24 protein-coding genes are annotated in these 25,576 nt (G+C 39.0%); 13 read left to right on the top strand and 11 right to left on the bottom strand.

From position 1 onward, the window contains the following. Window positions 1-70: 70 nt before the first annotated feature. The 9 genes from BBI00_RS21495 (at window position 71) to BBI00_RS21455 (ending at window position 8,199) form a co-directional block, all read left to right on the top strand. Window positions 71-505, top strand: coding sequence for an RNA polymerase sigma factor (locus BBI00_RS21495; RefSeq protein ID WP_394363638.1), 435 nt, complete (start codon window positions 71-73; stop codon window positions 503-505). Further along, entirely contained in the window at window positions 495-1,100 is a 606-nt protein-coding gene (locus tag BBI00_RS23465) for a hypothetical protein (protein WP_065400883.1), read from the top strand. Before BBI00_RS21495 ends, BBI00_RS23465 begins: the two co-directional genes overlap by 11 nt. 207 nt (window positions 1,101-1,307) lie before the next feature. Further along, entirely contained in the window at window positions 1,308-2,948 is a 1,641-nt protein-coding gene (pgi, locus tag BBI00_RS21485; protein ID WP_065400882.1) for a glucose-6-phosphate isomerase, read from the top strand. A gap of 57 nt (window positions 2,949-3,005) precedes the next feature. After that, entirely contained in the window at window positions 3,006-3,890 is an 885-nt protein-coding gene (locus tag BBI00_RS21480) for a bifunctional 5,10-methylenetetrahydrofolate dehydrogenase/5,10-methenyltetrahydrofolate cyclohydrolase (protein WP_065400881.1), read from the top strand. Between the two features lie 7 nt (window positions 3,891-3,897). Continuing rightward, entirely contained in the window at window positions 3,898-4,527 is a 630-nt protein-coding gene (locus tag BBI00_RS21475) for a 7-carboxy-7-deazaguanine synthase QueE (RefSeq protein WP_065400880.1), read from the top strand. A 41-nt stretch (window positions 4,528-4,568) separates the two neighbouring features. Continuing rightward, window positions 4,569-5,939 carry an exopolysaccharide biosynthesis polyprenyl glycosylphosphotransferase gene (locus BBI00_RS21470; RefSeq protein ID WP_065400879.1) on the top strand — a complete coding sequence of 457 codons (1,371 nt, stop codon included), beginning with the start codon at window positions 4,569-4,571 and terminating at the stop codon, window positions 5,937-5,939. Window positions 5,940-6,042: 103 nt separating this feature from the next. Next, a complete protein-coding gene (locus BBI00_RS21465; RefSeq protein ID WP_065400878.1) occupies window positions 6,043-6,795 on the top strand; it encodes an MlaE family ABC transporter permease in 753 nt (250 codons plus the stop codon). Beyond that, entirely contained in the window at window positions 6,795-7,604 is an 810-nt protein-coding gene (locus BBI00_RS21460; protein ID WP_065400877.1) for an ABC transporter ATP-binding protein, read from the top strand. Before BBI00_RS21465 ends, BBI00_RS21460 begins: the two co-directional genes overlap by 1 nt. After that, window positions 7,588-8,199: an outer membrane beta-barrel protein gene (locus BBI00_RS21455; protein WP_065400876.1), complete on the top strand. Its 612-nt coding sequence runs from the start codon at window positions 7,588-7,590 to the stop codon at window positions 8,197-8,199. Before BBI00_RS21460 ends, BBI00_RS21455 begins: the two co-directional genes overlap by 17 nt. A 41-nt stretch (window positions 8,200-8,240) precedes the next feature. Here the strand turns inward: BBI00_RS21455 and BBI00_RS21450 are convergent, their stop codons facing one another. Then, window positions 8,241-8,552 carry a hypothetical protein gene (locus BBI00_RS21450; protein WP_065400875.1) on the bottom strand — a complete coding sequence of 104 codons (312 nt, stop codon included), beginning with the start codon at window positions 8,550-8,552 and terminating at the stop codon, window positions 8,241-8,243. An 87-nt stretch (window positions 8,553-8,639) separates the two neighbouring features. After that, the gene (locus BBI00_RS21445) at window positions 8,640-9,446 is read right to left on the bottom strand and encodes a M48 family metallopeptidase (RefSeq protein ID WP_065400874.1); all 807 of its coding nucleotides are present in this window, start codon (window positions 9,444-9,446) and stop codon (window positions 8,640-8,642) included. Between the two features lie 106 nt (window positions 9,447-9,552). Between BBI00_RS21445 and BBI00_RS21440 the strand changes: the two genes are divergently transcribed. Then, entirely contained in the window at window positions 9,553-10,101 is a 549-nt protein-coding gene (locus tag BBI00_RS21440; protein ID WP_065400873.1) for a DUF4251 domain-containing protein, read from the top strand. On the opposite strand, the gene meaB is transcribed toward BBI00_RS21440, so the two are convergent. Continuing rightward, a complete protein-coding gene (gene meaB / locus BBI00_RS21435) occupies window positions 10,098-11,090 on the bottom strand; it encodes a methylmalonyl Co-A mutase-associated GTPase MeaB (RefSeq protein ID WP_065400872.1) in 993 nt (330 codons plus the stop codon). The two genes, BBI00_RS21440 and meaB, sit on opposite strands and share 4 nt — an antisense overlap. A gap of 197 nt (window positions 11,091-11,287) precedes the next feature. On the opposite strand from meaB, the gene BBI00_RS21430 reads away from it, so the two are divergent. Both BBI00_RS21430 and BBI00_RS21425 read left to right on the top strand, forming a co-directional pair. Beyond that, complete coding sequence (locus BBI00_RS21430; RefSeq protein WP_065400871.1) at window positions 11,288-11,581, top strand: c-type cytochrome; 294 nt, start codon at window positions 11,288-11,290, stop codon at window positions 11,579-11,581. Between the two features lie 24 nt (window positions 11,582-11,605). Continuing rightward, the gene (locus BBI00_RS21425) at window positions 11,606-11,893 is read left to right on the top strand and encodes a c-type cytochrome (RefSeq protein WP_065400870.1); all 288 of its coding nucleotides are present in this window, start codon (window positions 11,606-11,608) and stop codon (window positions 11,891-11,893) included. 45 nt (window positions 11,894-11,938) lie between these two features. On the opposite strand, the gene BBI00_RS21420 is transcribed toward BBI00_RS21425, so the two are convergent. The 6 genes from BBI00_RS21420 to BBI00_RS21395 form a co-directional block, all read right to left on the bottom strand. Continuing rightward, on the bottom strand, window positions 11,939-14,503 hold the full coding sequence (locus tag BBI00_RS21420) for a T9SS-dependent M36 family metallopeptidase (protein WP_065400869.1): 2,565 nt from the start codon (window positions 14,501-14,503) through the stop codon (window positions 11,939-11,941). A 204-nt stretch (window positions 14,504-14,707) separates the two neighbouring features. After that, window positions 14,708-15,232: a tetratricopeptide repeat protein gene (locus tag BBI00_RS21415; protein WP_065400868.1), complete on the bottom strand. Its 525-nt coding sequence runs from the start codon at window positions 15,230-15,232 to the stop codon at window positions 14,708-14,710. Continuing rightward, window positions 15,219-15,917 (bottom strand): peptide chain release factor H, encoded by a 699-nt coding sequence (prfH, locus tag BBI00_RS21410; RefSeq protein WP_065400867.1) that lies wholly within the window; start codon window positions 15,915-15,917, stop codon window positions 15,219-15,221. The genes BBI00_RS21415 and prfH overlap by 14 nt, the downstream gene beginning before the upstream one ends. A 1-nt stretch (window position 15,918) precedes the next feature. Further along, window positions 15,919-16,464, bottom strand: coding sequence for a nucleotidyltransferase domain-containing protein (locus BBI00_RS21405; RefSeq protein WP_065400866.1), 546 nt, complete (start codon window positions 16,462-16,464; stop codon window positions 15,919-15,921). Between the two features lie 165 nt (window positions 16,465-16,629). Beyond that, window positions 16,630-18,021, bottom strand: a complete 1,392-nt coding sequence (locus tag BBI00_RS21400) for an RtcB family protein (protein WP_065400865.1) — start codon at window positions 18,019-18,021, stop codon at window positions 16,630-16,632. Window positions 18,022-18,036: 15 nt separating this feature from the next. After that, window positions 18,037-18,789 (bottom strand): hypothetical protein, encoded by a 753-nt coding sequence (locus BBI00_RS21395; protein WP_228394812.1) that lies wholly within the window; start codon window positions 18,787-18,789, stop codon window positions 18,037-18,039. A gap of 433 nt (window positions 18,790-19,222) precedes the next feature. On the opposite strand from BBI00_RS21395, the gene BBI00_RS23020 reads away from it, so the two are divergent. Next, complete coding sequence (locus BBI00_RS23020) at window positions 19,223-20,068, top strand: hypothetical protein (protein WP_083988613.1); 846 nt, start codon at window positions 19,223-19,225, stop codon at window positions 20,066-20,068. 78 nt (window positions 20,069-20,146) lie between these two features. Here BBI00_RS23020 and scpA read toward each other — a convergent pair whose 3' ends face one another. Together scpA and BBI00_RS21380 are read right to left on the bottom strand one after the other, a co-directional pair. Next, entirely contained in the window at window positions 20,147-22,270 is a 2,124-nt protein-coding gene (scpA, locus tag BBI00_RS21385; RefSeq protein WP_065401015.1) for a methylmalonyl-CoA mutase, read from the bottom strand. Window positions 22,271-22,409: 139 nt separating this feature from the next. Further along, window positions 22,410-25,451, bottom strand: coding sequence for a zinc-dependent metalloprotease (locus tag BBI00_RS21380; RefSeq protein ID WP_065400863.1), 3,042 nt, complete (start codon window positions 25,449-25,451; stop codon window positions 22,410-22,412). Between the last annotated feature and the right edge of the window lie 125 nt (window positions 25,452-25,576).

Genomic DNA, 25,576 nt, shown 5'->3' with positions numbered 1-25,576 from the left:
CAACCCAACTGAAGCCGCCTTTTTAAAGCTTGTCAACCAGCACAAAGGCATTTTATATAAAGCTTCCCGCATCTATGCAGATTCCATGGAAGACAGGGAAGACCTGCAGCAGGAGATTCTGATCCAGCTGTGGAAATCCTATCAGAACTTCAAAGGAAACAGTGAATTCTCCACATGGATGTACCGTGTCGCCATCAATACGGCGATTACTTATCTGAAAAAAGAAAAAAAGCGAACCGGCAACCATACCGATGCTTCACACCATTTTGAAGTACAGCAAGAGGACTATAATCCTGCCAGAGACCAGCAGCTGAAAATTTTTTACAGCGCCGTGCAGGAGCTGAATGCCCTGGAGAAGGCAGTCATCTTTTACTTCATGGAAGGAATGTCTCATAAAGAAATCGGAAGCAATCTTGGGCTCAGTGAAGGCAATGCCCGGGTAAAACTTAACAGAACAAAAGAAAAAATACAACAAATCATAAAAAAATCAGGCTATGAATTTTGATCAGTTAAAAGAACAATGGAATAAAGAGGGCAGCAATGTTCAGATTCCGGACAGCATACAGCAGTTAAAAGAGAGCAAACATCCTATTGAAAAGATACAGAAAAGCATGAAAAAAGAATTCCCGGCTCAGGTTTTCGCAATCATCCTGATCGCATTTTTTCCTTTTATATTAAAATTTCCACCTTCACAATATATTATTTACTATGTCTCTTATATTGTAATGGTCGTAATATCCTGTTATTATCTGTATGGATTTTATAAATTTTACAAACAGACTGAACTTTATACGGGAAATACTAAAAACAGCCTTTGGAAAATATATCATGAATTATGCCTGAATATGGAAAGGTACCAATCATTCGGGTTTCTTCTCCTTCCTCATCTTATGGTAACCAGCGGTCTGCAGATCTTTAATATTTTAGAAAAAAAAGGAAAATCCCTGTCTGAGCTCAGCCATTTTCATCAGGAAGCAGTCATCCTGGTTGTATTATCAGGAACAATAACCTTTGTAGCCAGTATTGTTTTATGGACAAAATATATTTACGGGCGAAATGCACAGCAATTGGAAACCATCCTGAATGATATGGATGAATAATTCTTCAAACCGTTTACATGAATATTTCAAATAAACCCCGGATTGTACGTATCCGGGATTTTTATTTAAAAAATTGTTATTTATCACTTTCAAATTTATCAGAGGTTTTATTTTTCCTTAAATTTGCACATCAGAAATAAATCGTTATGGATTTAAAAATATTTTAATCCAGCTTATGATACTCTGAGCCATACAAATTCCTGAAATATGCTAGCAAAAATAAATCCTATACACACTAACAGCTGGAAAGCTCTTGATGAACACTTTGCCGGAAATGACTTTGATCTGAGAAGCCTTTTCCAGTATAATCCGAACCGTTTTAATGAATTTTCCCTGCAAAAGGACAACTATCTTTTTGATTATTCTAAAAACTTAATCGATTCAAGAACAAAAGGACTTTTATTGGAGCTGGCTGAAGAATGCCGGTTAAAAGATGCCATTTCCAGAATGTTCTCCGGTGACAAGATCAATGAAACGGAAGGAAGAGCTGTTTTGCATACGGCATTGAGGGATTTTTCCGATAAAGAGATCCTTGTGGATGGTGAAAATATCAAACCACAGATCAAAAAGGTTCTGGACCATATGAAAGCTTTTTCCGAAAAAATTATTTCCGGAGCGCACAAAGGTTTCAGCGGAAAAGAAATCACTGATGTGGTGAACATCGGAATCGGAGGATCAGACCTGGGACCTGTGATGGTCTGTTCAGCTTTAAAGCATTTCAAAACAAGATTAAATGTACATTTCGTTTCCAACGTAGACGGAAATCACATTGCAGAAGTGGTGAAAAACTTAAATCCTGAAACCACATTATTCATCATTGCTTCCAAAACGTTTACAACACAGGAAACCATGACGAATGCAAATTCTGCCAAAGACTGGTTCCTGAAAGCAGGAAAGCAGGAAGATGTGGAAAAACATTTCGTAGCTTTATCCACTAATATTCAGGAAGTTAAAAAGTTCGGAATTGCAGAGGAAAATATTTTCGAATTCTGGGACTGGGTAGGCGGAAGATACTCTCTGTGGAGTGCTATCGGATTAAGTATTGTACTGGCCGTAGGATATGAAAACTTTGAGCAGCTTTTAAGAGGAGCTTATGATACCGACCAACATTTCCAGACCGCTGACTTCTCTGAAAATGTTCCTGTATTGATGGGACTTCTGGGCATATGGTACCGGAATTTCTATGCGGCAACAAGCTATGCGATCTTACCTTATTCTCAGTATCTTGACAGGTTTGCAGCCTATCTTCAGCAGGGAGATATGGAAAGCAATGGAAAATGTGTAGACAGAAACGGTGAATTTGTAGAATATGAAACAGGCCCGATCATCTGGGGTGAACCTGGTACAAATGGTCAACATGCATTCTATCAGTTGATCCACCAGGGTACGGAATTGATCCCGGCCGATTTTATAGCCTATGCAAAAAGCTGTAATAAAGTTTCTGACCACCAGGATAAATTACTGGCTAATTTCTTTGCACAGACCGAGGCCCTTGCTTTCGGAAAACTGGAAGAGGAAGTAGTGGAAGAACTTAAAAATGCAGGAAAATCTGACGAAGAAACTGACAGGCTGGTCAACTTTAAGGTCTTCCACGGAAATACACCTACCAACTCTATATTATTCAAGGAATTAACTCCTTTTTCACTGGGACAGCTAATTGCCATGTACGAACACAAAATTTTTGTACAGGGAGTGATCTGGAATATTTTCAGCTTCGACCAGTTTGGGGTAGAATTAGGAAAAGTATTGGCCAATAAGATTCTTCCGGAACTTGAAAACAATGAAGAGATCAGCTCTCATGACAGTTCTACCAACGGATTGATTGCTTACTACAAACAATTCAAATAGTAAGAGATAAAAAGAAAGTAAAAGTAAAAATAAATCTAAATAAAGTAAAAAGTAAAAATGGCAGAAATTCTTGACGGGCTTAAAGTGTCCAAAGAAATAAAAGCAGAGATCAAAGCTGAAGTAGAAAAGATTCTTGCAGGAAAAAGAAGAGCTCCTCATCTGGTAGCTATTCTTGTTGGAAACAACGGAGCAAGTAAAGCTTATGTAAACGCTAAGGTAAAAGACTGCGAAGAAGTAGGATTTCAATCCAGCTTAATTAAATTTCCAAGCACGGTTTCAGAATCTGAACTGTTGGAAAAAATTGATGAATTAAACAAGTCTAAGGCTGTTGACGGATTTATCGTTCAGCTTCCTCTACCGGATCAGGTTGACCAGGAGAAAATCATCAACGCTATTGACCCTAGAAAAGATGTAGATGGATTCCATCCTGAAAACTTTGGGAAAATGGCATTGGAAATGGATACTTTCCTGCCTGCCACTCCTTTCGGTATTTTAACTCTATTGGAAAGATACAATATCGAAACCAAAGGAAAAGACTGTGTAATCATCGGAAGAAGTAAAATTGTAGGAAGACCGATGAGTATCCTTATGGGAAGAAAAGATTTCCCTGGAAACTCTACCGTAACCCTTACACACTCATATACAAAAGACATCGAAGAATACACGAAAAAGGCCGATATCGTTATCACCGCTTTAGGAGACCCTCATTTCTTAAAAGGAGATATGATCAAAGATGGCGCTGTAATCGTTGACGTGGGAATTACAAGAGTAGATGATGACTCTCCGAAAGGATATCACCTTGCCGGTGACGTAGATTTCGACAGTTGTGCTGCCAAAGCAAGCTGGATCACACCGGTACCCGGAGGAGTAGGCCCAATGACGAGAGCAATGTTGATGAAAAACACCATCATTGCCTACAAAACTTCGGTCTATAACGACTAATTTTAAAATGAATAAAGAACAAGATATTTTATTAAAAGAAGGTAAAATGCTCCCTGTCATGGAGCATTTTTACACTTTACAGGGAGAAGGGGCACACACAGGAAAAGCAGCTTATTTTATCAGATTGGGAGGCTGTGATGTGGGCTGCCACTGGTGTGATGTAAAGGAAAGCTGGGATCCTGAGCTTCATCCGCTGATGGATGCTGCGGAAATTGCAGAAACTGCAGCAAGCCACTGTAAAACCATCGTTTTGACAGGTGGGGAACCTCTGATGTGGAATCTGGATATCCTGACATCCAGGCTGAAAGAACTGGGATGTACCATCCATATCGAAACATCAGGTGCTTATCCTATGAGCGGACATCTGGACTGGATCACCCTGTCTCCAAAGAAAACAGGGCTTCCTAAAGAAGAAATTTATCAGCAGGCCAATGAACTTAAGGTCATCATTTTCAATCAGCATGACTTCACATTTGCACAGGAGCAGGCAGCAAAAGTTTCTGACCACTGCAGGCTATATCTTCAGAGTGAATGGAGCAAAAGAAATGACATGTATCCTAAAATTACAGATTTTATTCTGGAACATCCTGAATGGCAGGCTTCAGTTCAGACTCATAAATATCTGAATATCCCGTAAAAATATGTACCTTAGCTAGCTGTTCGTTATAATACCGATAGATGCAGAGAATTCGATACTCTAGATACCTGAAATCGATCATCATTTTGCTTGACCTCATGGTTATTGCATCTATCTTTATATTCTTTTTTATAAGCAGGAACGAAAGTTTAAAATACCATAAGGAAACCTGGTATCAGAATATTTTCTCGTTGATTCTGTTGTTTTTGTTCTGGGTGCTTCTCAGCGGTAGGACAAAAATCTACAATATCCCGAGGAACCTGACGTATACTTTGTTTCTTGAACGCCTTTTAATTCATTTCCTATTTTTTATACTTGGCGTTCTGCTTATAGGAAAGGTAAGTAACAATGTATTTTTCAATTCGGATATTTACTGGCTTTCATTTTATCTTTTTGCATTTATTTTTCTTGCAAAATCATTGATTTACTTTGCCATAAAGTACTTCCGTTCCTTAGGGATCAACTACAGAAACGTAATGTTTTTAGGAAACAGTGATTCCACTGAAATCCTGAAAAACATATTTGAAGACCGGAGAGATTACGGATACAGGATATTTGAATATAAAAATGCGGAGATCAGAACGGATGAATTAGTGAGTTTCTGGAAAAAGAACGGAATACATACCCTGTTTCTGTCCACAGAAAACTCATACGATGAAAACACGGAAACTGAGATTTTCAAACTGGCAGAAGACAGCAAGGTTCATATTTCATTAATTCCGAGTATCACGCAAAGTGATTTCTTCCTTTATGATCTCGGATATATACAGACACAGCCCATTCTCAACCAGGCAAGATATCCGTTGGATTACTATTCTAATTTCCTGATGAAAAGAACTTTTGATCTCTTTTTTTCATTGATTGTCCTGGTTTTCATCTGTTCGTGGGCATTCCCGATTATTGCACTGCTGATCAAGACTACTTCTAAAGGCCCTGTCTTCTTCTTACAGAAAAGATATGGCTTTCATGAAGAGGTATTCAGCTGTTTTAAATTCAGGACCATGGTAGTGAATGATGAATCTGCTACTAAAACCACATCAGCCAACGATTCCAGGATTACGAAAGTGGGTAAATTCTTAAGAAAAACAAGCCTTGATGAGCTTCCACAGTTCATCAATGTATTAAAAGGCGAAATGTCTGTAGTAGGACCACGCCCTCATATGCTGGCGGTAGATAATTATTATAAACCCAAAATCGGAAGATACAGCTTAAGGAGTATGGTAAGTCCCGGTATCACAGGGCTGGCACAGGTGAGCGGACTGAGAGGTGATTTTGGGGATGTGGAAGTGGAAATGAAAAAACGGGTTCTTGCCGATGCTTTCTATGTAAGAAACTGGAGCTTTGTGCTCGATCTGGTTATTGTTTTAAAAACCGTTCTGCTGGTCATTGTAGGAGATAAAAACGCAAAATAAAGTTCAGGTTTTGGGAAAGACTCAGATAATTTTAACATTTTTCTATGTCTCAGTCTTGGTTTTGACCTTAGCCTAATTCAATAAAAAAGTCTAATTTAGCAGTATGTTAAAAAAGTTTTTCACAGCAGTAGGGGAATATATTATGCTTTTGGGCAAATCCCTGCAGAAACCTCAGAAAATGAGGGTTTTCTGGAAGCTGTTCATGAGAGAAATTAATGATTTGGGAGTAAATTCTTTCGGACTTGTCGTCTTCACTTCTATATTTGTGGGGGCCGTAGTGGCTATCCAGATGTTCAACAACTTTGATGCATCTTCGTTTCCTATTCCTCCTTCATTTGTGGGATATGCTACGAAAGCCGTATTGGTGCTGGAGTTTGCCCCTACCATTATCAGTCTGATTCTGGCGGGTAAGGTAGGCTCTTATATTGCTTCCAGTATCGGGACCATGAGAGTTTCCGAGCAGATTGATGCATTGGACATTATGGGGGTTAATTCACCCAACTTTCTGATATTTCCAAAGATTATCGCCTGTATGCTTTTTAATCCTCTTCTTATTGCCATCAGTATTGTGTTTGGTATCGGTGGTGGTTATATTGCCGGGATTCTGACCGGAAACTGGACGGAGAACGATTATATTGTAGGGATTCAGATGTATATGCCTAACCTGTTTATCTATTATGCATTTACCAAAACCATAGTTTTTGCATTCATTATTGCTACAGTACCTTCTTACTTCGGATATTTTGTTAAAGGAGGATCCCTGGAAGTAGGTAGAGCCAGTACGCAGGCGGTGGTATGGACAATGGTATTCATTATCATTTCTGAATTAATTTTAACCCAATTAATATTAAGCTGATGATTGAGGTAAAAGATCTTAAGAAAAGTTTTGGAGATGTTGAAGTACTTAAGGGAATTTCAACTTCATTTGATAAAGGAAAAGTAAACTTAATCATCGGGCAGAGTGGATCAGGAAAAACCGTTTTTCTCAAAAGTCTTCTGAATGTGTATATGCCTTCATCCGGAGAGATTCTCTTTGATGGCAAGGATATCAATACGATGAACAGGGATGAAAAACAGCACCTGCGTTCAGAAATCGGAACGGTATTTCAGGGAAGCGCCTTGTTTGACTCACTGACGGTAGAAGAAAACATTATGTTTCCTCTGGATATGTTTACCAATCTTACCTACAGAGAAAAAAAGAAAAGAGTATTCGAGGTAATAGGAAGGGTACACCTTGATAAAGCCGATAAAAAATATCCTTCAGAAATCTCAGGGGGAATGCAGAAAAGGGTTGCCATTGCAAGAGCTATTGTGAACAATCCCAAATATCTGTTCTGTGATGAGCCCAACTCAGGGCTTGATCCTTATACCTCAAAGATCATTGACGATCTTCTTTATGAGATCACAAAAGAATACAATACCACAACCATCATCAACACGCACGATATGAACTCTGTAATGACGATTGGTGAGAAAATTGTATACCTTAGATTAGGACTCAAGGAATGGGAAGGTAACAAAGATATTCTGATTACGGCAGGCAATAAAAATCTGATTGATTTCGTTTATTCTTCAGAACTGTTTAAGGAACTGAGAGAATATTTACTTGAGAATAATAAAACGATTGAAAATACAAAAATAGACGATAATGAAAAAGGTACTTAGTATAGCGTTAGTAGGGTTTTCAATGTGGGCTTCTGCACAGATCTCACTGGCAGGTAAAGCCAATTTAATATTTCCTACAGGCTCACCTTCATGGTCCAATATTAAAGGAACAGTGAATGATGCTATTGAAGGAACGGGAAAAAACAATGTAGGTTTCAATGTTGGACTTTCAATGAAAGTAGGACTTCCGACTTCATTATTCTTAATGCCGGAGGTATATTATACCCACTTCAAAAATGAGTTCACTACAGAGAATACTACATTTGATGTGAAAAGTAACCGTATTGATGTACCGGTGCTTTTAGGATATAATCTTTTGGGGAATATGCTTGGAGTCTTTGTTGGTCCTGTGGGAAGCTTCAATTTAAGCAAAGACAATACCTATAATGATTTTAAAGAAAATGCTAAAAACAATTTCACTGTAGGATATCAGTTCGGAGCCCAGCTTGAAATTAAAAAGCTTATTGTGAATGCAAGATATGAAGGAGCTTTCAGCAAAGACGAAAGAAACTTCATCAACAGGGTTTCCGGTTCGGAAATCAGATATGACAACAGACCTAACTTGTTTATGGTAGGTTTAGGATATAAATTCTAACGAATATTTGAAAATAACAACTTGTTAAAACCCCCGGATATCTATATCTGAGGGTTTTTATTTTGATTTTCAAGCTCAGCCTGACGCTTGGCAATATCTGCAGCCTGTTTTTCCAGTTCTTCTTTTTCTTTTTGCAGCTGCCTGAATTCTTTTTTCTTCTGTTCCGCTTTTATAGCACTTCCTTTGCTCAGATAACCTACCATTCCTCCAATGATAAGCCCTATCCCAACTCCAGCCATCATTCCCATGATGTGGGAAATCTTAATTTGTTCTACGGCAAAATCTGTAGTCAGATAGAAAAGTAAAGCAGATACTGCTAAAAGAATAAGTCCGGTAATTGATAAACTCTTCATAATATTGTGTTTAGGTGGTTACATTAAAAAAGCCCTATCAAATTTACTAAAAATTTAATAAGGCCTTACTCAAGATTAAAATTCTAATTATATTTTTCCTCCGGCAGCCTTATAATATTCCAAAGCTTTTGGAAGGTCCTTATTAATATCTGAAATTCTTGTTTCAGGACTTGGGTGGGTAGATAAGAATTCCGGCTGTCTTGCTCCTGAAGATGCAGATTCCATCCTGTTCCAGAAAGGGATTGCCGCTCTAGGATCATATCCTGCCATAGACATCAGGTAAAGCCCCATTTCGTCAGCTTCAGACTCCTGTCCTCTTCCGTATTTCAGAAGAGCAACCTGTGAACCGATAGGATATACCTTCTGGAAGATATTTGCCCATTGTGAGTTGGAGATTGTTCCTCCAAGAATAGCTCCTCCATACTGAGCCACCATCGCCTGGGAAATTCTTTCGTTTCCGTGACCAGCGAGTGCGTGGGAAACTTCGTGTCCCATTACTACGGCAAGTCCGTTATCATCTTTTGTTATCGGCAGAATTCCGGTATAAACCGCAACTTTACCTCCGGGCATACACCATGCATTCAGCTCATTGCTTTGCAGAAGATTAAACTCCCAGCTATAGTTGGCAAGATCTGCAGACCTTCCAATATTCTGATAATATCTTTCTGCCGCATTCTTGATTCTGTTTCCTACGCTTACCACTCTCTTTGCATCTGCTGTCCCGGTAATCACTTTACCTTTAGACAATGTCGTTCTGTATTCCTGCGAAGACATTGTTAATATTTCCGAATTATTGGCCAGCTGTAACGAAGACCTTCCCGTAATGGGATTTGTAGTACAGGCAGCGGCCGACAGAGCAATAGCTCCTATTCCTAATAGATGTGTAACTTTCATAGTTTGAGTGTTAATAATTCAACCTTAACAATTTTTATTCCAAAATATTTCATAATGAATAAATTTGCATACATTTTGCTGTTTAAAATTAATAATTATATCAGTCATGAAAAAGTATATTTCACTTCTTATGGTTTTCGGGTTCCTGTTCTTTTTTCAGAGCTGTGCATCCCAGGGCTCTGCAGATTCACAGGTAGTCAGTACCTTAGTAGATTCTGAAGAGTTTACCTTCCATGCACAGAGAGCCAATCCTACGAATTATGATGTTATTAATGTGATGAGCTCAATGCCCAATTCAACCATGACCAGAATGTTGAATCTGGACGGAAGCTATACAATTGAACTCAGTAAGAATACCCTTGATGTGGCATTGCCTTATTTCGGTAGACTGTTCAACCCTACCTATGGCAATACCAGCAGCAACAGCTATAGATTCACTTCAAAAGATTTCACGGTAAGCAAATCTCAAAATAAAAAAGGTACCTGGGCTTTCATCATCAAGCCTAATGATGTAAAAAGTGTACAAACGATCAATATTGAGATCTTCAAAAACGGTAAGGCTTTTGTATCGATGAGAAGTAATGACAGACAGCCGATTACCTATGACGGGTATGTTTCAAAAAATGAGGAAAAACAGGAAAAAGAAAAGCTTTAGTCCTTATTCTGACCGGATAAAAATTTTTCAACAAATAATTTTGCTTCAGTGCTTGGGTTTGAAACCATCTCTGAAGCATTTTTTTTATGCATCAGATACGCTTCCTCCACCGCATTGCTTTTTTTCATAAGAGATAAAATATATTCCTGAACCCAATATTCAAAACGCTTTTCAGCCTGCTGTATACGGACTTCTTCAAACCGGCCGCTTTCCTTTTTCAGATCGATAAAACCGGAAATGGTATCATAAATTTCTTTAAGACCCTCATTGTGTAAAGCTGAACCCAGCAAAACAGGAATTTTCCATCCTTTTTCTTTTGGCGGAATAAAATCCAGCGCTCTTTTCAGCTCCAGTCGTGTATTTTTTGCTTTCTGAAGGTTATCCTGATCTACTTTATTGATGAAAATAAGATCCACCATTTCCATGATTCCGCGTTTTATTCCCTGAAGTTCGTCACCGCCTCCGATAATTTTAAGAAACAGAAAAACATCGGTAATATCTGCAACAAGTACTTCAGACTGCCCTACTCCTACTGTTTCTATAAGGATGTAGTCATAGCCGGCCGCTTCACAGATCATCATGGTTTCAAAGGTGGTATTGGCCACCCCGCCTAAGAATCCTGAACTTGGGGAAGGCCGTATAAAGGCATTTTCTTCTTTGGCCAGCTCTTCCATTCTGGTTTTATCACCCAAAATACTGCCCTTATTGATTGAGGAACTGGGATCAATAGCCAGAACAGCTACTTTTTTACCTTGCGCAATAGCCAGCCTTCCGAAACTTTCTATAAAAGTAGATTTACCGGCACCGGGAACTCCCGTCACCCCTACCCGCACAGAATGACCTGTAAAAGGCATGATTTTTTTCAAAAGTTCTTCTGCCTGCACCCTATGCTCGGCTTTTTTACTTTCAACCAATGTAATAGCTTTTGCGATCAGGCGTTTGTTTCCCGATCGTATTCCCTCTATTAGCTCTTCTGTAGAAAATTTCATTGATTCAAAATTAATAATTAAAATGGGAATGATCAATAGTCCGCTATCAATGACAGGACAAAATATTGCTTTTAGCATTGATATTATCGTCGTTTAACACTGACTCAATTTTTATTTCTTCTAAATTAAAACTATATATCCCCTGTATCAACCGCCTGAGGAATTTATTACATTTGTTATCTATCAAAATAAGAAACATGAAAAAACTCATCGCTGCAGCATCGTTTACTGCCATTCTATTAGTTTCCTGTACACCTAAAGCATCTACATCTGCTACGGCAGCCGGAACATCTACGTCGACTGCTGAAGAGATTGCCCAGGGGAAAACTATTTTTGAAAATTCATGCGGTAAATGCCATAAGCTACCGGATCCTGCCTCACACAACCCTGTACAATGGGTAGGCATCATGAATTCTATGGCACCTAAAGCGAAACTGAATGACGACCAGCACAAATGGGTTTACGATTATATTGTTTCTGCAAAAAAATAATCATCAACAAACAAAAATATAGGTATGAAAAAATTAATCTTAAGCGGTATCGCAGCATCAGCATTGATGGTTTCTTGCGGACCAAAGAGTGTGGCAGTAACAGGGCCTAAGTATACCTCATCCGAGCAACTGGCCCAGGGAAAAACCATTTTTGAAAACTCCTGTGCAAAGTGTCACAAACTGCCGGAGCCTACCAAACATGACGACCAGGGATGGATCAAAACGTTAAGCAGAATGGCGCCTAAAGCCAAGCTTAATGACGATCAGCATCAGATGGTTTATGATTATCTGATCTCTGTAAATAAAAAATAAGCTTTCATTAGAAAGCTTATTTTTTTATCTCTATCAGTATAGGAATTATCTTACAATCAGTTTTTCTACCTGCGTTTTATCTCCCTGCTGGATGTGAACCATATAAACTCCTTTCTGAAAACTTTTCGTAGAAACAGCTTTTCTGGAAGATGAATCCCTGGAGTCTGAGAAAACAAGTTTTCCGGACATATCAAACATCCTGATTTTCACTTCTTTTGATGATTTATCTATATTCCCTACAAAAAACTCATCATAAGTAGGATTAGGAAATACAATAAATTTCTGATCTTCTGCTTTTACTTCCTGAGTGGCCAATGCCGTGTTACAATCTTGCGGTACGGTGAAGTCTTCTACCTGATCATTGGCTACATTGCTGGCTCCGGCAGAAGCATTTACTCCTAATCCCCTTTTGGCGAAAGCGTTCCAGATCATACATTTATCCTGACCTGCATTCCCGACCATATCTGCCTTAAGAATGGCATCCCTGCCATCGATGAAAGAAGGATTACAGGATTGCAGTTTAAGCCCATCCATTACAAGTTGCAGTACTTTTGCATTTCCTGACGTTGAACTTGCCAATACATCACTGTTATAACCATATTTTTCAATATATTTCCATGTAAGATCCCATAACATTGTCGCCCAGATAAATCCTATGGCATGAGGACCTGAAACGGTATTGGTCTTCACATAAGTATAGTTGTTTATCTGAAAATCCGGAGAATATTTTGCCGGCCTGATCCCATCACCTGTAATAGGTTCATTGCTGGTATAAGTTCCAATCCCTCTTGCCATAGCGGATGTATCACCAGGCTTTGTGGTAAGCATTAAAGCGAAGAAATCAGACCAGCCTTCGCCCATTTGTTCAGCACTCTGAAGACAGTTATATCCCTGCCCTGTCAGCCTGTTTGAAATACCGTGTCCATATTCATGGGCAACGATACCATTATCGAGACTTGAGTGCTTAAAGCCGTTATAATCAAATTGCAGAGAAACATTTACGTTTGTACCTCCATTCACCTGAGCCACCAGATACTCCCCTTCAGTTTTTCCCATCATGATGGAAGGAATACTGATTCCTGTTACAGTATCATCTTTTCCCATAGAAATCGGGTTCGCATTTACCGGATCATAGATAATAGCACCTATCGCTCCTGCAACCTGCATATTCTTAACTTTAGTTGCAAAGCTGCAGCTTCCTCTTTCTGCCACGCCGATCTTTCCGGTCATACTTCCTGCCGCCAGTCCGGAGCAGGCTGAAACAGGTGAAGCAACAGCAAGATCCGCTGTCACAGCCTGTCCTCCAAGCAGTAAAGACCCAAATGCGGCTCCGCCAGTCATTACTTTAGGACGGCTTACAATAGAAGCCGGTGCATTATATTGATATCTTACAACAAAATCATCCGTTGTCTGTACCCTATCCCAAAGATACATCTGCATTCTCGGTGCCAGAAGATAAGAAGTTCCGTTGATCACCGTTTCATAGCCTGAACTAAAGTTGGCATTGTTTAGCCCGCTTCCGTCAAAAGCCTCTGCTCTTACGGCATCTCCCTGCATTCCGCCTTTTCCGAAGTTATTGGTCTGATAATTTCTGGCTGTTTCTGTAAATCCGAATTTATAGAAGATATCATGCATCTTGTTATTCATATAAAACAGATTGGTAATCGCAGCATCCCTATAGGTAAGAGGGTTATCATACCTTCCATCTGCAAAGGGGAAATTGAATGAAAGGCCGCTTCCACCATCCGGAGAATATCCTGGATTATTGGTATTATCCTGATCTGAATAGGCATACACATTATTTCCTCTTGTATTGGTGTAATTATTGGTTCCGTCAGAATGCCAGCCTTCAGGAGAAGCAATCAGATCCCAGGGATTACTGACTATTGAACGTGAACCGAATGTAGGCGCTTCTACCGGCAGAGGAAAAACATTATAAGAAGCATTCGTAGGAGCAAATGTATTGTTCTGTACTGTTTTATTTTCGCTCTGATGAATATTTACCGTCTGCTGTTCAGCTTCAGAATCATGAGAATGAGAAGTATGATCAAAACTACAGTTAAGGGTCATATTGTTTTTACTCAATATTTCTCCAGTTGCCGCATCTGCAATCAGGTGCCATACATCTGAAGAATTTTTATCTGAAATAAATAATTCTTTGGCAAGAATATACATTCCGTTTTTCTCAAAGTATACATCCGGAAGGTAGCTGATATCCGTTACATCCTGTAATCCTAATTTTTGCTTAAGGGCATCTTCCTGAAATTTAACCGGGGATGTTTTCTGCTTGGCAGTTACAATATTTCTCCTGAAATCATTTTCTTCTGAGATGATCTGCCCTTCTTTAATCAACACTTTCCCAAGGGCGTTATAGACTCTCAACCCATCATATGTTTGTTGTACATTGACAATATTGGCGCCTAAACTTCTTGAAAGGTCTTCATTCAAAACAATAACCCCCACTTTATCACCGGTACTGTTTTTCTGGTTTAATTTCCCGGTCTTCTGATAATAATCCTGGATAAGTTTTGCAGAACTCTGCCCATTCATTTTACCAAAACAAAAAAATACGGCTACAGATATGGGCAATAAAAATAATTTTCTATTCATATAATAATTTTTAAAAGCGAAAATTATGAATTATCAACATTAAAAACACAAAATATTTGTCAAAATATAAAACAAATCACTATTTCTATTAATTATTTATTTTTAAGTTTTATTATTTAATAAAATTTGATTATTTAATGAATAAATTTAACCACAACAAGAAAAAACAATTGATACAGGCAGGATGTATCAAAAAAAGGAGACTTACCCGGTCTCCTTTTTCTTTTTCGTTGTTTTTTTCTTTTGTTTTTTGGGCATTTTTGCTTTAACAAATTTTTCCCTGTTTTTCAGGAAATCGATCATAGCCTGATCATAAGCAAAGGTTCTGGCTTCTTTTAAAGGGGCCAGTGCTTTTGTATACTCCAGTCTGATCTCAAAAAGCAGGGATTTCTGAATAAGAATTCTGCATTTATCTATTCCTTTTATTTTCAGAGAATATTCAATCATCTTTTCCGCTTCTTCCAGGTCTTCATTATCCAGCAGACATCTGATATAATATTGCGGGGTATTCAGATTGGTGACATTGCATTGTACTGCCTCTTCAAAGTAGAGTTTGGCTTTCTCATAATCTATAAGCATTTCACTGTATATCCGGCCCATCAGGCAAAGGCTGTCTGCATCTTCCGGATCGTAAGACAAAGCATAGTTGAGTGCTTCCAGACAGTTCGGAAGGCTATATGGATAATTATCCAAAGCTTCAAAATAATATTTACTTTTAGTTAAGGTCATTTTTGTAGTTTTTTAATTCATTTTTCAAGACATTCCTCTGTTTTTTGAAAGATTTGTCTACATAGTTTCTTTTAAAATCTGTTCCGGAAAATGTACGGACCGGATTTCCACGCTGCACCTGCATATGAAGATTCCAGGTTTCTTTCATTTTATTTTCAAGGTTCCGGATGTACACTGCCATCACCTTTTCTTTCAGCCTGATGACGGAAAGTTTTTTATTTTCCAGTTGTGACCGTGAATCCTGTACGAATACGGATTCTCCTGTCGGAAGGTGTGTGGCACGAACGGCAGTGTTCACTTTATTTACGTTTTGCCCTCCGCTTCCCTGGCTTCTGGTGGTCTGGAATTTTATATCTTTTTCGTTGAAATCTGTTTTGTCAAGGTTTTCCAGTTCAAAGATCCCAATAAACCAGTTGCTCCTTTTATGCAGCTTTCTGAAGGTACTTTTTCCTGTCCAGCAGACACTTCCCAGCCAGTTCTTTAAAAATACTGTTATCTCTTTTCCTTTTAAAAGAAGGGTAACGGATTTTAAGGTAAGATTTTCATCTCCGTTTTCACGATGAATAATCTCACAGTCTATTCTATTTTCTTTTGCCTCTTCAAGAAAGGTTTTCAGCACTCTGGCAACTACCCACTGGCATTCCAAAGGACCTCTTCCTGAAGTGATCTGTATTAATTTTTCCATGTTATTCCGGCATTTTGCTTAACAGGGGATGTCCTGACGGATCTATTCCCTTTTCCAATAAATTTTTAGCAGCCATTACCGCCCAGCATTTATCACTGGAGTGGATATTTCTGTAGAATGAAAGCAGAACGTCAGGTTTCACTACGGTAAATCCATTCGCTTCAATGGTTTCAAGGTCATTCCTTTCGAAGAAGTCTATGGTAATCCTGTGAAATTTATCATTTTCCAGTTCTGCCGTTTTTTCATATCTGCGGAAGTTTTCCTTACTTGGCAGATGATCATAGCGGGTCCAGACTTTCTGAAATCCTTCCTGCTGCAGGATCATTACTACCTCAGCTACATTCTCCTTTCTGACAAAAACATCAATATCCTTATGATCATGGGCATGTTTGTATTCTGTATGTCCTTTCTCTGACATAAAGTGCCAGGCCCATCCTCCTGATATAATGACTTTTTCTTTTAATTTTTCTAAAATTTCGAGACCGAACCGGATTCTGAATTCCGGCCAGACCTCTCCGTATCTCTTTATATTGTGGGGTGCTCCCATTTTTCTGTTTTTTTAATTTGTTTTTAATAAACCTTACAGGCATATGAAACCTGTAAGGTTATCTCTTAGCCCCGATTGCAGCAATTGTCTGAGCTCATTTTTCTTTTGCAAAAAGAAAAATAGCGAGTGCGGAAAGCGGGATCAGGCTCCTGAATATTCCATTGACTATTTGTCCATCCTTACAATTCTCGGCTGAAATGTCCCCAGGATATCTACCAGCTCGCTTTGTGCGTTCATCACTTCATTGATGTCTTTGTACGCCATAGGTGCCTCTTCTGCATTCCCGCCCATCAGAGTGACATTCTTCAGCTTAAGCTCTTTTTTGATGTCATGCTGTGTAAAAAGGCTCCTACATTCTCCTCTTGAATGGGCTCTCCCCGCACCATGTGACGCAGAGTTCAGAGCATCCGGATTTCCTTTTCCACGGACGATGAATCCTTTAGCTGTCATAGAGCCCGGGATCATTCCCAGTTCATTCTCATTGGCAGGAGTAGCTCCTTTTCTGTGAACAATCACTTCTTTTCCGTTGTGAATTTCCTTCCAGGCAAAGTTGTGATGGTTCTCTATTCTGGCTTTTACTCTTCCGCCAACAGCTTTTACAAGTCTTCTGTGGATATCATCATGACATGCTGAGGCATAGTCTCCGGCAAGGTTCATGGCCGTCCAGTATTCCAGACCAAGATGGGTGCTCAGATCCAGCCATGCAAAGCTCTGCGCTTCTTTGGGCAGCGGACACTGCTCTGCAGCCACTCTTGAATAATACTGGGCAATTTCGGCTCCTAGTCCTCTGGATCCGCTGTGCGACAGTATTCCCAGGTATTTTCCTTTCGGTAAGCCAATCTGCTCATCTTCTTCGGTGATTTCCACTTCCCCGAATTCTACAAAATGATTTCCTCCTCCTGAAGATCCCATCTGTTTGATTGCTTTTCCTTTTAATCTTCTCAGGACAGGAATCAGATCGAAGGTATCCCTATCGAAGATTTCGTGATCAATATGAGATTTATGGGTCTCATACATCCCGAATTTTGTGTGTTCTGCAAGCGCTTTTTCATATTTATCTCTTGCACCGTCAAGATATGAAACCGGTGTATCCAAAATACTGAGGCTCATTCTGCATCCGATATCCATTCCCACGCCGTAAGGAATTACCGCATTCTCTACAGCAAGCACTCCTCCGATCGGAAGTCCGTAGCCGCTATGGGCATCAGGCATTAATGCTCCCTGTGTGGAAATTGGCAATTTCAAAGCGGTGTACAGCTGGTTTTTTGCTTCTTCTGAAATATTGCTTCCAAAAATCTGAAATGAAGCACGCTGTGAATTCAGCATTCTCTTTTCTGTTTTTTTGGATGAAAGCAGGGTTTCTGCAATTTGCCCGAAGGTGAGATCTTTTTCAAAATCTTCCGGATTCAGCAGAATTTCCTTTAAAAGAGATTTTACGTGATGAATATTCTTGGTTGCAAAATTTCTTTTCATGACTTCCAGTGCTACGTTTACGCTTTGGTTATTGGGATAGCCCAGTTTTAATATATCTTTTCCTTTTAGTTTTAAATTTCCCATTGTTTTTGTTTTAAATTATATGGACTCATCGTCCAGAAAGTTTTCTGCAATCTCTGTTGCAGACATTGTGTAATGAAAGTATTTTATACTTCCTTTCTGATCAGATTGGTATTTCGCTTTCCATGGATTGGATTTCCCGTGAATTGTTTTCTGAAGAATTCCCACCACTTTGTGCTGTCCCAAATAGGATTCAAGCTGTGCATATTCTTTTTCCAGTTCCAGATCCAGGGGTTTGTAATGGGTAATCATATTAGGTTTTACCCTCAGCCTAAATCTCCATGGTTCGATAAATTTGTAGTAGGTTCCAAATATCCTACGGATAGGACAATATTCATCTTTCTTTTCGAAGTACTGCCTTTCCCGGTCGGTAAGTCCCAATTTCGGATCATTCCAGGAAAATGAAGTAATATACTTGAGCTTCTGCTCTCTTTGTACATATATCTTTCTTCCGAACTTTCTTTTCTTTTTCAGAAATTTTCGGTTTTCAGAATACATATAAGTATTGATTTTCCTTAAAATTTCTTCGAAAAAATCTCCATCTTTGGACCGTTTTACGTCATCCCTTACGACAAAAAATCTTACGAATCCTTTTTGATAAGGCTTTTCTAATGGAATCAATGGAAGATCTCTTCTTATTTTCCAAAGTTCCCTACTACGTTCATGCTTTTTTCTGATCTGTTTTTCTACATCTTTTCTAATTGTTCTTTTTCTGCTTCTGACACTTCTCAAGCGGGAAAACAGAAGGTTATCATTTTCCATATAAGACATAAGATATCAGGTACAGAATCCTAAAACGGAAGCTGTCTTCTATCTATTCCTTTATTCAACTAATATTTTAGTTGATAGATTTAACAATGACGGCCAATAATAATTCTGAGATTATATTCTCATCTTATTTTGTCCTTAATGACACTAAAAAAGATTTCGGGGAAACTAAATTTGAGTTTGAAATATTGCGCAATAAAAAACCCGAAATCTCTACGACTTCGGGTTTTGATATTTCATTGTACTGTTATTCTATGAGTGTACCAAACCACGAAGCCTTACCACCATAAGGGGTAATCCAACTGTAGAATTCTGATTTGTTCTGAACATTGCTTCGTTGTTTTTAATTGGTTAAACTTGATTTTCAGGTGCAAATATAAAATTATTTTTTTAATCTCCAATTCTTTTTAAATCTTATTTTTGTGAAAAAGAATGTATGCGTAAACTTTTATTAGGTTTACTTCCTTTGGTATTGATAGCATGTAAGAAGGAAGCTCCAGTAAAAAAAGAAGAGGTAAAAACAACTGTCAACACCTGTAATTCGTCTCATTTTATGAAAAAGATTCTTGAATTGGATGAAATGAAAGCTCAGGCCAAATTCCTGGATTCACTGACAAAAGGAAAAGGCGGGATTGCTTTTCTGACGGACAGTACAAAAGTGAAAGATGGCTGGGAATATTCGATTTCTGCCGGTTATAATGGGCCTGATCGTTTTGAAACTTATCATATTTTTTATGCTTCAAGCAAGGATTGTAATATGTTGAAGATTGCAGAACCGGTTTCCGGAGAAACCCTTACTATCAAGGAATGGAGAAAACGTAAAGACCAGCCTGTAGAAACAGGATCTTACCTGAAAAAGGGAATATATAACTTACCTGTTGAAAGTCTTCCCCAGGTGGATGTAAAGTGGCTGGAAACAGATTTTTTTGTGGAAGGTTCAGAACAGTACAGTTGCGGAAATCCTATGTTCAGGTATTTTCCGCTAACCCGATATAAAAATATGGACCTGATCCTTGTTCCGATGGATTGTGGTGATTTTGATTATCGTTATTCTCTTCTTACAGTACTCAATAACAAAATCATCGGGGAGCTTTATGTGGAAGGTCTTTGGTATGATCCCGGAAAAGATGATAAAATTGAGGAGTTCAGCAGCTATGAGATCAGCAAAACCGGAAAGATTACGGTGACAATGGAACAAAAGCTTGATGGAAATACGCAAAAAACCACCAATACGTATTATCAGATCATGGATGACGGTAATATTAAGCCGTTGAAAAAGTAATATATAAAGGATTGGCAATAAATAAGGCTGTTTCCTATCTTGAGAAACAGCCTTTATTTTTTATTATTGATTTACGATTCAGATTTTAGCCAGCAGTCTTTCCAGAATTTCCACGGCACATTTTGGAAGGTTGGTTCCGGGACCGAAAATAAAGTCTGCTCCATTGGCGTACAGGAATTCATAATCCTGTTGCGGAATTACACCACCTACCACAATAGTAATATCGTCTGCTCCTAGTTTTGACAGCTCTTCTACAACCTGTGGCACCAATGTTTTGTGTCCTGCTGCCAGTGAAGACACGCCCAGGATATGAATATCGTTTTCAATAGCCTGTTTGGCCACCTCTTCCGGGGTCTGGAACAACGGGGCTACATCGACGTCAAATCCCATATCTGCGAATGCTGTTGCTACTACTTTGGCCCCTCTGTCATGTCCATCCTGCCCCATTTTGGCAACCATTATTCTCGGGCGACGTCCTTCTTCTTCTTCAAATTTCTGGGTCAGATGAAGGGCTTTTTCAAAGTATTCGTTTTTTCCGGCGTTCATAGCATATACTCCAGATATTGTTTTAATGTTGGCTTTGTATCTTCCAAAGGTTTCTTCCATGGCATCACTCATTTCGCCAAGGGTAACTCTTCTTCTTGCTGCTTCGATGCATAATGCCAGAAGGTTTCCTTTTCCGGTTTTTGCACTTTCACGGATATCATTGAGTATCTGTGTAACGGCTTCCGAATTTCTTTCTGCCTTTATATTGTTCAGTCTTTCGATCTGCTTTCTGCGTACTTCCGTATTATCAATGTCCAGGATCTCTATTGCATCCTGTTTTAATGATGATTTGAATGAATTGACTCCAATAATGAATTCTTCTCCGCTATCAATTTTTGCCTGTTTTTTGGCAGCTGCCTCTTCAATTCTCATTTTAGGAATTCCAGCTTCGATTGCTTTGGTCATTCCGCCTTCCTGCTCAACCTCATCAATATACCGCATGGCTTCTTCGATCATCTGCTGGGTAAGGCTTTCTACAAGATTGCTTCCGCCCATCGGATCTACAACATCGCATATGCCGCTTTCCTGCTGAAGGATGATCTGGGTATTTCTTGCAATCTTTGCCGAATAGTCTGTAGGAAGGGCAATAGCCTCATCCAGAGCATTGGTGTGCAATGACTGCGTTCCTCCTAATGCGGAAGATAATGCTTCAATGGCTGTTCTTGTGATATTATTGAAAGGCTCCTGTTCCGTCAGAGACCATCCGGAGGTCTGTGAGTGGGTTCTTAAGGCCAGGGATTTGGGATTCTGGGGGTTAAACTGTTTTAAAAGGTTAGCCCAGATGTATCTTGCCGCACGCATTTTTGCAATTTCCATGAAGTGATTCATCCCGATTGCCCAGAAGAAAGATAATCTTGGGGCAAAATCATCTACATTCATCCCTGCCTTGATTCCTGTTCTTACATATTCAAGGCCATCCGCCAAGGTATAAGCCATTTCCAGTACAGGAGTAGCTCCCGCTTCCTGCATATGGTATCCGGATATGGAAATAGAGTTGAATTTCGGAATATTCTGTGAAGTATATTCAAAGATGTCTGCAATAATCTTCATAGAAGGGGCAGGCGGATAAATATAGGTATTTCTTACCATGAATTCTTTCAGGATATCATTCTGGATGGTTCCTGAAAGCTGCTCCTGTTTTACGCCCTGTTCTTCAGCAGCAACGATATAGAAAGACAAAATAGGAAGTACAGCTCCGTTCATTGTCATGGAAACTGATATCTGATCCAACGGGATCTCGTTGAAAAGGATCTTCATATCCTCAACAGAATCGATGGCTACTCCTGCTTTTCCTACATCTCCTACCACTCTTGAGTGGTCAGAATCATATCCTCTGTGGGTAGCAAGATCAAAAGCCACTGAAAGCCCTTTCTGCCCTGCAGCAAGGTTTCTCCTGTAAAAAGCATTGGATTCTTCTGCAGTAGAGAAACCGGCATACTGGCGGATCGTCCAGGGTTTCTGTACATACATGGTGGAATACGGTCCTCTCAGATAGGGTTCAATTCCTGGAGAAGTCTGTGTTAATGATTCATCTTTTACATCTTTTTTTTCATAAGATGATTTAAGTTCAAGTCCGTCTTTTTCAAAGTTATAGATTTCTCTCTCCTGAGGTAACACTTTAAAATCCGGCTTTTTCACAGAAATAGTCTTTCGCATTCCAATTATTTTTGTCCCCGTAAAGTTAATTTTTTTGAGCGAAACATGAAACATCTGTTAACATTCAGTTTTTCTGAAGTTTACCCCAAGAAAAAAGCCGGACAAATGCCCGGCCTTCATCTAGTTGTATATGGTTTGCTTATTTTTTGATAAGCTTCGTATTGTAAGTATCTTTCTCATCTTTGATCGTTACAACATACATCCCTTTAAGCAATGAAGCAACATTGATTCTCTGCCCGTCAATCTTACCTTCCTGAACTAATCTTCCGTCTGCAGAATAGATTTTGTAATCTGCTTTGCCTTTTAGGTTTTTCACTTCTACGAAAGTATCTGCAGGGTTAGGATAGATAGAAACTTCAGATGCTTTTGTACTGTTTGTTTCGGTTACGCCCAAAGTTTCAGAAATTTTTACAGTGAAGTCTCTGAATCCTCCTGTAGAAATTACACCACCTCCTTGTACAGGAACCGATGAAACTCCACATGGTCCTGTGGCAGCATTAAAGAATGTACTTGCAACTCTCATTCTCAATGTTTTATCACCAGCGTATGCAGTAGTAGGAACCGTAAATGTTATTGTTCCATCATGGAAGCTAAGTTGATTTGCTGCACTATATACAGGTACAGCTGCATGAGACCCAACCTTTTCTGTAGATTCAAAAACTCCATTTCTATTGTAATCGATCCAGATTTCCAAAAAGTCACTATATGTACCTAAATCATGACCTAAGTTTCTAAATGAAGCTGTGTACTGTGTTCCTTTTGTCAGGTTAACTATTTTTGTTGGATCATCACTGAAATCAAGATAAGTTTTTGCAGCGTTTCCTAAATTACCTGAAAAATAAGCAAGGTTAGATAAGTCAAGTTGAATAAGCCCACTATAATAAGGTGCATTAAGGTTATTTCCTCCTGTAGTCATCAGACAGTAATCTACACCCGTAGTTAATCCTTTTGTTTTAAATGCATAGTTTGCTGAGAAAGCTCCCGGAACATTGTTCATAACAGTTGCTACCTGAGCTTCATAATTAGTTTCATCATCTAAACCACTTAATAAAACAGAGCTTGTTGAGCTTGTTGTATTTTGCCAGTTTGTTTCCCCTACTTTTCTATAGTTGATAGAATAGGTAGCTCCCGGAACGCTATTCCAAGACAATCTTGCTGTAGTTCTCAGGATTTCAGATGGCAAAGCAAACACCCCAGTAGGTGCTGCTGTAGCAGATGTAGGTGCTGTTCCTACAGTTACTTGTGGAGATACTGCATAGAATATATTTCCTATGGCTGAAATTTTTAATTTAACTGCACCAGTTAAATTAGCTGGCATTTGTCCGGTATAAGACCCTGTATTGGGAGTAGACGCTACCAATTCTGTCCAGGTAGATCCGTTAACAAGATCTGTAGTATACTCAATCTTTACATTACTTGCATTATATGGTGCGGTATTCGTATTGGCAACATTCCAGGTAATTGTATTGGATGCATTGTTATAAAGAGTTGTAGAAGATGTGATTCCATTAAATTTGAATGGTCCATCATTTCCTACAGTAACTGTTGTTTCTAAAGAAGCAAGCATCGGTCTCAAAGCATTTTCATCTCTAGCCGTTACCGCATAATGTAGAACTCTTGGTATATAAGAAACAGTTTCCCAAGTCGCCTTATTAGTAAGTTTACCAGCCATTACAAGAGGTAAGCTAGGAAAATATCTTCTTCCACTTGCTGTTCCGAAGAAAGACCTTGCTATAGATCCTTCTGCATTATATCCCCATCCACTATCTCCAGAAATAGAAGTAAGATTATTTACACTATCATATTGTTCCCATGTATATTTAATTGCATCCCCCTGAGCATCAGTAGCAGATGCATCTAAATAATAGGGAGTCCCTTTCGGAATTGTATATGCAGTAAGGGCTGCAATCACCGGTGCGGTATTATCTGTAATATTTTCAGAAGTACCACAAGTAGTTTTAAGATCCAAGCTATTCAGAATCTGATTAATTGAGGAATAGTGGAAATAAGCATCAGAATTAGCCTGTACATTGTCCTGCGTAATTCCTGCATATCCCATAATAGTTGTTCCTCCACCTGGCTCAACATTTACACCAGAACCTTCAGTAGCATGTGAAAAAGTATGATTTCCTCCCAACTGATGCCCCATCTCATGGGCTACATAATCAATATCGAAAAGATCTCCTGTTGGATTGGTATTCTGTGTAAAAGCAGATCCTTTTGCCAATGACGTTGTTGTAGCAGGGTCCACGCATGTAGATCCAATGGATCCGGCATTACCGTTTCCTCCTGCCGCATTGAATACGTGCCCCATATCATAATTAGCATTTCCCACCTGTTGAGTCAGCGTCTGCTGAAGCTGGAGATTTAGATTACCTGTGTAAGGATCTGAAGTAGGGTCAGTAAAGATTATATTGGGAAAGTCCTGAATAATAAGCTTGATTGCAAAATCTTTCTGAAAAACGCCGTTTACACGTGTCATTGTTGCGTTCATCTGAGTAACTGTATTGACTATTCCTCCTGCCGGGTCAAATTTCTTTGTATATTCTCCTGTGGTGGAAAGTGCCAATCTATAAGTTCTGAATTTTGTACTTGCAGGCCTGCTGGTATTCCCAGCATTGAGATTAGAAAGGTTTTTTTTCCCGAATGCTTCTAATGACTTTATATCCTTAGAACCTTTTTCTTCAGTACTACATTCAAATCCATGATCAGCCTCTGTTCTTTTTGTTTTGTAGAAAACACCGTAAACCTGTTTATCTGTAGTAATAGGTTCTATGAACTGGAATTTTCCATCTTTAATAATCATCGACTGCATTTCTGTAGGAGCAGTACTGAATCTTAAATACTTACCGGGATCATCTATCCCTACTCCTACATATGATCCTAACTCATATCTGTCTGCCATAGATTTTTCCATAACAGGATCACTGTATACAGCAAATTTTTCAATCTTTCCTTCCGCTGTAGGTAAGGAAACAATCACAGCCTGGGCTCCTTTTCCTGTTTCTACTGCATTTTTCAAAGCATTCCTAAGAGACTGCAAATCTAATCTGTAAGAATGCTGCACCTCTACTTCTTTTCTGATCTGAGACGTTCTTTGTGAGGCCGGCTCCCACCTCTGTGCATTAAAGCTAGACAGCCCGGCTGCCAATGCACAAACTAGTAAAATTTTCTTTTTCATAATTACCTAATTAAATAAAAATTAGTAAACTTTAAATATCCGAGCTAAAAATACGAATTATAAACAACCCACCCTAAAAAAAACGGCCAATTTTATTGAAAATTGGCCGTTTTTTTAAACTTATT

The organism is Chryseobacterium arthrosphaerae (assembly GCF_001684965.1).
Lineage (GTDB): Bacteria > Bacteroidota > Bacteroidia > Flavobacteriales > Weeksellaceae > Chryseobacterium > Chryseobacterium arthrosphaerae.
Note: the sequence above shows the minus strand (reverse complement) of the source record. Positions and strands in the feature narration are given on the sequence as shown.